Source organism: Limnofasciculus baicalensis BBK-W-15 (assembly GCF_024178385.1).
Lineage (GTDB): Bacteria > Cyanobacteriota > Cyanobacteriia > Cyanobacteriales > Coleofasciculaceae > Limnofasciculus > Limnofasciculus baicalensis.
Genome location: NZ_JAMZMM010000710.1, coordinates 1 through 1,323, shown reverse-complemented (window position 1 = coordinate 1,323; position 1,323 = coordinate 1). Strand labels below are relative to the sequence as shown.

Here is a 1,323-nt window from a genome sequence, read left to right as displayed (position 1 = left end):
GTGTGTGGTTGTTTTGATTGGTAGTTTGGGCGAGGATGGTTTTCTGGCGGGGGCTAAGGTGTTGGCTTTGGCAGGAAGGGAAAATAAGTATACTGAAATGAAATCTCGATTCCCTTGCCATTTTTGCAATGAACCCATTGAGATCAGATGTAATAAGCCAAATGCTAAGATATGGACGATCGCAGAACCTAGGATAACATTTCCCCACAGTCCTGGAGGATCGATATGATGCCGTTGGGGGGTAGGATGCTGACTCATTGATGTCGCGAGCGAAAAAAGCAATTAGCCATAAGTTACCATATTCTTTCCTCTGGGGTATGGGCGAAGACACGAAGGTTTCATAATGACTAATGACTAATGACTAATGACTAATAACCAACAACCAACAACCAACAACCAACAACCAATAACCAATAACCAATAACCAATTACAATTGTTCTGGAGTAATGCCCCGCTCGCGCAATCTTTCTATTAAGGCTTGATAGCGCTGCTTTTCTGCTTCTAGTTGAGCTAGTGCTTCCTGTGCCCGTTGACTTTCTTGTTGTGCCCGTTGACTTTCTTGTTGTGCCCGTTGGCTTTCTTGTTGTCTGAGTTGTTCTAATTCCACTGAATTGATAAATTTTCGCCCATCTGGACGATAAATTTCCAGATTATTTTCTGTTAGTTGAAAGCGAATTTTTAACAGAGGACTTACCCAGCCATTTATCTCTTCAATGGGTTCTAACCAGTCTCCTGAACGGAGAAAACCTGTAAATTCAATTTTATCTGGATCGTAAATATAATACTCTTGTACCCCATACCGTTGATAAAATAATAGTTTTTTAAACATTTCCATGGGGCGGTTACCAGGAGAGAGAATTTCAAAAACTACTTGTGGGGGGATATTATCTTCTAGCCATTGTTTATAAGAACCCCGTTTACCTTTTGCCCGTTCCCAGACTACCATCACATCTGGGGCTTGACGGATTTTATTATCTCCTTCAACGGGATACCAAAGTAAATCCCCAGCGATGAATACATTGGCGACATCCGCAAACAAAATCTCTAAGTTCTCTTTAATGAGTACAATCCATTTAAACTGTTCGGTATTATCTGCCATTGGTTGTCCGTCGCTGTCAGGGTAGATGATTTCTGGAGCAGTTGGGGGAGCAAGTTGTTGTACCATAACTTTTTGGGTTGGGGTGAGTGTCAACTCCTAGTATATTTTATAATATTAATTCCTCTAGGTGGGATTATTCTCAACTAATACGGTGGGCTAGGGGGAAACGATTGGGAGCATCCCGAGAAAGGAAGAAATGCAGGTTGTATTCTTGCTCCCCCCT

General features: G+C 41.9%; 1 protein-coding gene and 1 pseudogene. Both read right to left on the bottom strand.

The genetic code is table 11. The annotated features are described in order from the left end of the window. A pseudogene (locus NJ959_RS29640) lies at positions 1–258 on the bottom strand (hypothetical protein); the annotation flags it as partial. Between the two features lie 170 nt (positions 259–428). After that, the gene (locus NJ959_RS29630) at positions 429–1,166 is read right to left on the bottom strand and encodes a Uma2 family endonuclease (RefSeq protein ID WP_254015346.1); all 738 of its coding nucleotides are present in this window, start codon (positions 1,164–1,166) and stop codon (positions 429–431) included. Positions 1,167–1,323: the final 157 nt, after the last annotated feature.

Excerpts from the sequence above, each read along its gene's own strand:
- NJ959_RS29630 (WP_254015346.1), bottom strand. The coding sequence starts at position 1,166 with ATGGTACAACAACTTGCTCCCCCAACTGCTCCAGAAATCATCTACCCT.